Genomic DNA, 6,934 nt, shown 5'->3' with positions numbered 1-6,934 from the left:
CAGCCACCACCCCCACCAACAACCGCTCCAACCGCCCCACCAAACCCCCCACCGTCTCCGCATCGAACAGATCGGTGCTGTACTCGACGACGCCGGCCAGGGCGGTGACGGGGCCGGACGGGGTGAGGCGGGTCTCCTCGTGGACGCGGATGACCAGGTCGAAGCGGGACTTTCCGGTGAGCGCCTCGTGGTGGGCGATCTCGACGTCGGCGCCGTCGACGCCGTCGGGGACGTTCTGCAGGGCGAGGACGACCTGGAACAGGGGGTGGTGCGCGACCGAGCGCGCGGGGTTGAGCACCTCGACCAGGTGCTCGAACGGCACGTCCTGGTTGGCGTACGCCTCCAGCGCGGTCTCGCGCACGCGTGCCAGCAGCTCACGGAACGTGGGGTCGCCGGAGGTGTCGACCCGCACCACCAGGGTGTTGACGAAGAACCCGACCAGCTCGTCCAGCGCCCGATCGGTGCGCCCGGCCATCGGCGTGCCGAGCGGCACGTCGTCGCCGGCGCCGAGCCGGGAGAGCAGGGCCGCGAGGCCGGCCTGCAGCACCATGAACAGGCTGGCGCCGGACTCGCGGGCGAGGGCGCCGAGGTCGCGGTGCAGGCCGGCGTCCCAGGAGAACGCGTAGATGTCGCCGTCGTAGGAGGCGACCGGCGGGCGGGGGCGGTCGCCCGGGAGCTGGATCTGCTCGGGCAGCCCGGCCAACTGATCACGCCAGTACGCCGTCTGCCGGGCCACCACACTGCCCGGATCCGCCGCATCACCCAGCAACTCACGCTGCCACAACGTGTAGTCCACATACTGCACCGGCAACTCCGGCAACCGCGCCGTTCCGCCCGACCGCCGGGCCTCGTAACAGGCCATCAGGTCACGCGACAACGGCGCCGCCGACCACCCGTCACACACGATGTGATGCATCAGCAGCATGAGCACGTGGTCACGCGGGCCCACCACGAACAGATGCGCCCGCACCAGCAGCTCACCGCCGAGGTCGAAGCCGCGGCGGGCGGCGTCGCCGAGCGCGCGGTCCAGGCCTGACGGCTCGTCGAGCCGGACGACCCGCAGCGAGGGCTGCGCCTCCTCAGGAGCGAGGATCACCTGGTGCGGCTCGCCGTCGTGCTCGGGGAACACCGTGCGCAGGGCTTCGTGCCGGGCCACCACGTCGCCCAGCGCCGCCCGCAGCGCGTCGACGTCGACCTCGCCGCGGAAACGCAGCGCCCAGGGCACGTTGTAGGTCGCGCTCGGGCCCTCCAGCCGGTCGAGGAACCACAGCCGCCGCTGGGCGAAGGAGAGCGGGACCAGCGCGGGCCGTTCCCTGGGGGTGAGGGCGGGGCGCAGGTCGTCCGCGCCACCCAGCCGGCCGGTGAGGCCGGCGACGGTCGGGCACTCGAACAGCGCCCGGATGGGCACCTCCTCGTGCAGCGTCTCGCGGATGGCGCTGATGAGCCGGGTGGCCAGCAGGGAGTGGCCGCCCAGGTCGAAGAACGAGTCGTCCACACCCACCCGCTCCACACCCAGCACCTCGGCGAACAACCGGCACAACACCTCCTCACGAGGCGTACGCGGACCACGCCCACCCCCGCCCTCCCACCGAGGAACCGGCAAAGCCGCACGATCCAACTTGCCGTTCGGCGTCAACGGCAACCGATCCACCACCACCACCGCGGCCGGAACCATGTAGTCGGGCAGCCTGTCGCGCGCGAAGGCCCGAACCGCGGCACCGACCGCCACGCTGTCGCGCGACGCCACCGGGTTGTTGGTGAAGGCCACCGGGTCGCCGTCCGCGCCGGTCGGCCGGTATACGCCCACCGGCCTCGCGCCGTCCGGGGAGTCCTCGCGGGGCAGGAACACCGCGTCCAGGTCGCCGGTGCCCGCCGACCACGTCACCTGGACCCGGTAGCCGTGCCGTTCGCCGAGGTCGTACAGGTGCTCGGGCTCCACGCCGTCCAGGGCGGCGAAGTGCGCCAGCACGGTGGGCAGGTCGTCGCCGCGGTCGAGGGCGCGGACCGCGGCCAGCTCGTGGGCCAGCCGCCCGTTGGGCACGGCCTCGATCCGCACCGGACGCGGCTCCGCCGTGCCGAGCAGGTCCGCCAGCGCGTCCAGGCCGGCGACGTCCCGCCCGAAGCGCAGGGACGGCACGGACGCGAGATCGGTGACCGGCGCCGGGGTCTTGTACAGCACGGCGTCGTAGCGGTAGCGGGTCAGCTCGTTGTGGTGCACGCCCCGCCGGACCTCGATGGCCGTCCCGGCGACGCCGGGCTCGCGGCGGCAGAACGCGGCGAAGAACTCGGGGTCGACGAGCAGGTCCTTCTCCAGCAGCAGGGACCGCTCGATCGCGTGGCGGACGGCCGCCAGGTCGTCGCCCGGCCGTGCCTGGTCGAGCTGGACACCGCTGCGGAACAGCCTCAGGGAGCGCAGGTTCCTGACGTCGCCGACGAAGACCGCTCCGCCGGGGGCGGCCAGCCGCAGGGCGCCTCTCAGGACGTCGACGAGGTACCGGCCGCTGGGGAAACACTGGGTCACCGAGTTGATCACGACGACGTCGAACAGCCCTTCGGGCAGGCCGTCCACCTCGTGCGCCGCCTGGCTCCTGAGGACCACGCGGTCGGCCAGGCGCCCGTCCTTCTCCACCTGGGCGCGCAGGGCGGTGATGACCTGGGAGGACAGGTCGGTGCCCCAGTAGGTCTCGCACTCGGGGGCCAGGTGGGCCATCAGGAGCCCGGTGCCCACGCCGATCTCCAGCACGCGCCGGGGCCGAAGCGCGCGGATGCGCCGCAGCGTCGTGTGCCGCCACTCGCGCATCTGGTCCAGCGGGATCGGGGCCCCGTCGCCGTAGCTGCCGGCCCAGCCGACGAAGTCCTCGCCGAACGTGGCCGACGCCGACTCGGCGTACTCGGCGTCGAACACCTGCTGCCAGTGCGCGACGTGCTCCTCGACGGCCTCCTCGGGAACCGGCACGTCACCGGAGCCGGGGACCACGTACGCGACCAGCCGCCGATCGTCGGGGCCGTCCTGGTGCACGACGACGGCGGCCTGGTCGACGCCGGGGTGCTCGGTCAGCACGGACGCGATCTCGCCGGGCTCGATGCGGACGCCGCGGATCTTGACCTGCTCGTCCGCGCGGCCCTGGTACTCCAGCACCCCGGCCGTGTCGCCGCGGACCAGGTCGCCGGTCCGGTACATGCGCGCCCCGGGCGGGCCTGCGGGGTCGGCGACGAACCGCTGGGCGGTCAGGCCGGGCCGGCCGAGGTACCCGCGGGCGAGGCCGGCGCCGCCGACGTACAGCTCGCCGACCGTGCCTGGGGGCACGGGCGCCAGCCGCTCGTCCAGCACGGCCGTCGCCAGGTCGGGGATGCCGGTGCCGATGACGCTGGCCTGCGAAGAGGTGACGTCCGGGTCGTCGAGCGGGGCGTAGGTGACGTGCACGGTCGTCTCGGTGATGCCGTACATGTTGACCAGCCGCGGCGCGTCGTGCGGATGGCGGCGGTACCAGTCGGCGAGGCGCGGCGGGTCGAGGGCCTCGCCGCCGAAGACGACGGTGCGCAGCCGCAGCCGGCGTCCGAGGTCAGGGTTGTTCTGGTCGGCCTGTATGAGCTGGTAGAACGCCGACGGCGTCTGGTTCAGCACGGTCACGCCCTCGCGGGCCAGCAGGCCGAGGAACAGGTCGGGCGATCGGCTGACCTCGTAGGGCACCACGACGACCCGGCCGCCGTGGAGCAGCGCGCCCCACAGCTCCCAGACGGAGAAGTCGAAGGCGGCGGAGTGGAACAGCGTCCACACGTCGTCCGGGCCGAAGCCGAACCAGTGGCCGGTGGCCGTGAACAGGCGCATCACGTTGCGGTGCGGGACGACCACGCCCTTGGGGCGGCCCGTGGAGCCCGAGGTGTAGATCACGTAGGCGGGGCTGTCGGCGGTCAGCGGGCGCCGGCGCGTCTCGTCGGTGGGGTCGGTCGCCGGCCGCGCCGCCACCTCCGCGGCCGTCTCGGCGTCGTCCGGAACCACGTGGGGGACGGCCGGGTGCCCCGGATGGCCGGCGGCGCCGAGCAGCAGGGCGGGCTTGGCGTCGTCGAGCATGAAGGCGATGCGCTCGGCCGGGTAGTCGGGGTCCAGCGGCAGGTAGGCGGCTCCCGCCTTGAGGACGGCGAGGATGCCGACGACCAGGTCCAGGGACCGGGGGAAAAGCAGGGCGACCAGATCCTCCGGGCCGACTCCGCGCCCGATGAGGTAATGGGCCAGACGGTTGGCCCGCTGATTCAGCTCGGCGTACGTGAGCGTCGTGCCCTCAAAGCTCACCGCCGCCCCACCAGGGCGAAGAGCGGCCTGTGATTCAAACGTGATAGGCAAATGCGTCACGATTACGCCCCAGACGGTTGAGTCGCCCGCTTACATTGCGCGGTCCATTTCTCAGACATCGACTTGCGATATATGGACGCGACGGGACTATTGCTCCCCGGTCGATAAGATCAGAGGCAAATATCCGATGTCAAGGGTTGACATGACTCCGGGGCGCCAGTACTCCGCGCCCATTGATGTGACGTGTCGTCGTATTCACATCACTTGACGTGACGGTTAGATCAATCTGGCCCCTCGCCCGCCGGCACTCACGAAACCCGTCTGAGCTGCTGTTTCCGTCCCCAACGGAGTTGAGCGAAGGGCCTCGGCGGCCGTCATGGCCACATACGGTCACCCGTCCGGGCCTGGCACTCACCTGTGACAACGGGCCGAAATGCCTGTCAGATCGAGGGTTGGCATATTACTGGAGCCGCGTTACCCTGCGTCAGTGGCTGGTTCTCGCATTACTGCCGCCACCATGGTCGCCGCTCCGTCGCGTCGCGCGGGCCGACCTGCGTAAGCGCATCGAAATGACCGGGCGGACGTTGCAGCAGGCCGCTCGTGCCGGCCCCGCCGACAGGCGGGAACAGTTTAATCCTTAATTATCCTGCGCAATTTCAGTTCGTGGACACGCGTCGGCAAGACGGCCGTCACACGACGGCCTCAATCGGCAGGAGGGGACGAATACGTGGACGCCGAGACGACCGGCGCCGGCTACGGGGATTCGCCGGGCGTGGACGGCCTGCTGGCGATGTGCGACCTGGTGTCGCCGCTCGCCATCCGCGTCGCGGCCACGCTGCGACTCCCCGATCTGCTGGGTTCCGGATGCACCGAGATCGCCGATCTGGCCCGGAAATCCGGCACGGAGGCCGGCGCCCTGCTGTTCCTCATGCGCTACCTGGTCGGCAAGGGTCTGTTCACCGAACCGGCGGCCGGGCACTTCGAGCTCACCTCGACCGGGCGGGCGCTCACCGACGACCACCCGTCGCGGCTGCGCGCGTCCCTGGACCTCAACGGGACGGGCGGCCGCTTCGACCTCGCCTACACCGGGCTCCTCGACACGATCCGCACCGGCCGGGCCGCCTATCCACAGGTCTTCGGCAGATCCCTGTGGGACGACCTGGCCGCCTCGCCCTACCTCTCCTCGTCCTTCGACTCCATGATGACGACCATGGCCGCCCACTGGGCGCCCGATGTCGTCACCCGGCACCGGTGGGACGACGTGCGGCACGTCGCCGACGTCGGAGGCGGCGCCGGCGACCTGCTCATCGAGCTGCTCACCGCGCACCCGGAAATGCGCGGCACCCTGACCGAACTGCCCGCCACCGCCGCCAAGGCGCGCGACGCCCTGGCCAGGGCCGGCCTGCGGGACAGATGCGAGGTCGTGGCGGGCAGCTTCTTCGACTCCGTCCCGAAAGGGGCCGACGTCTACGTCCTGGCCCACGTGCTGCACAACTGGCCGGATCCGGAAGCGCTGGAGATCCTCCGCCGCTGCGCCGAGGCCGCCGGGCCGCGTGGGCGGCTGCTCATCGTGGACCGCCTCTGCGGCGACGGCACGGTCAGTTACCCCGACGCCGCCGTCAACCTGCACATGCTCGTCGTCTTCGGCAGCAAGGAGCGCACCCTCGCCCAGTTCACCGAGCTCGTCCAGGCGGCCGGGCTGCGCATCGGCACGGTGGAGCACACGCCGTCCGGCTCCGCGCACCTGAGCTGCCTGCCCGCAGAGGCGCCTTCCGGCGCGGCGTCACGTCCCTGACACAGGCAAGAGAGGAACCTTCGTGGCTAAGACACTCACCGACGCCCAGGTCGAACAGTTCGTCGAGGACGGGTTCGTCCGGGTCGACGCCGCCTTCCCGCCCGAGCTCGCCGAGACGTGCCGGACGCTGCTCTGGGACTCGATCGACCCAGATCCCGACGACCCGACGACGTGGACCGAGCCCGTCGTCCGCGTGTGGGACCGCACGGACGAGCCGTTCCGGCAGGCCGCCAACACGCCCCGCCTGCACAGCGCCTTCGACCAGATCTGCGGGGAGGGACGCTGGGTGCCCCCGGCCAGCGTGGGCACCTTCCCGATCAGGTTCCCGCTCGGCACCGACCCCGGCGACACGATGTGGCACGTCGACGGCAGTTACAAGGGCTCCACCGAAGGGTGGTACTGGCTCAACGTCAGCTCGCGCGACCGGGCGCTGCTGATGCTGTTCCTGTTCTCCGACACCAGCGACAAGGACGCCCCCACCCGGATGCGGCTGGGTTCCCACCTGTACATCCCTCCCCTGCTGGAGCACGCGGGCGAGGAGGGCGTGTCGCTCGACTACCTCCTGGACAAGCTGGACGGGACGGCCCACCTCCCGGAGTCCGAGGTCGTCGGGGAGGCCGGGACGGTGTACCTATGCCACCCGTTCCTGGTGCACGCCGCCCAGCCCCACCACGGCAGCCGGCCGCGCTTCATGGCGCAGCCGGCGCTCCTGCCGTCCAGCCCTCTGCAGATTGAGCGGGCCGACGGGGCGTACTCCCCGGTCGAGAAGGCCATCCGGATGGGGCTCGACCGGCGCCCCAGCGGGCGGAGCGCCTAGCCGATGAGGGCGGTGAGACCCGGCCGCTGGA

General features: G+C 71.5%; 3 protein-coding genes. 2 read left to right on the top strand and 1 reads right to left on the bottom strand.

Annotated elements, in window-relative coordinates:
- On the bottom strand, positions 1-4,291 hold a 4,291-nt coding region (locus PYR91_RS16825), incomplete at its 3' end, for an amino acid adenylation domain-containing protein (protein ID WP_347943185.1).
- Between the two features lie 727 nt (positions 4,292-5,018).
- On the opposite strand from PYR91_RS16825, the gene PYR91_RS16820 reads away from it, so the two are divergent.
- The gene (locus tag PYR91_RS16820) at positions 5,019-6,086 is read left to right on the top strand and encodes a methyltransferase (RefSeq protein ID WP_279780763.1); all 1,068 of its coding nucleotides are present in this window, start codon (positions 5,019-5,021) and stop codon (positions 6,084-6,086) included.
- 22 nt (positions 6,087-6,108) lie between these two features.
- On the top strand, positions 6,109-6,903 hold the full coding sequence (locus tag PYR91_RS16815) for a phytanoyl-CoA dioxygenase family protein (RefSeq protein WP_279780762.1): 795 nt from the start codon (positions 6,109-6,111) through the stop codon (positions 6,901-6,903).
- Positions 6,904-6,934 lie beyond the last annotated feature (31 nt).

The organism is Sphaerisporangium sp. TRM90804 (assembly GCF_029846175.1).
In the GTDB taxonomy this organism is placed as follows: Bacteria; Actinomycetota; Actinomycetes; order Streptosporangiales; family Streptosporangiaceae; genus Sphaerisporangium.
This window is presented reverse-complemented; position numbering and strand designations above follow the sequence as displayed.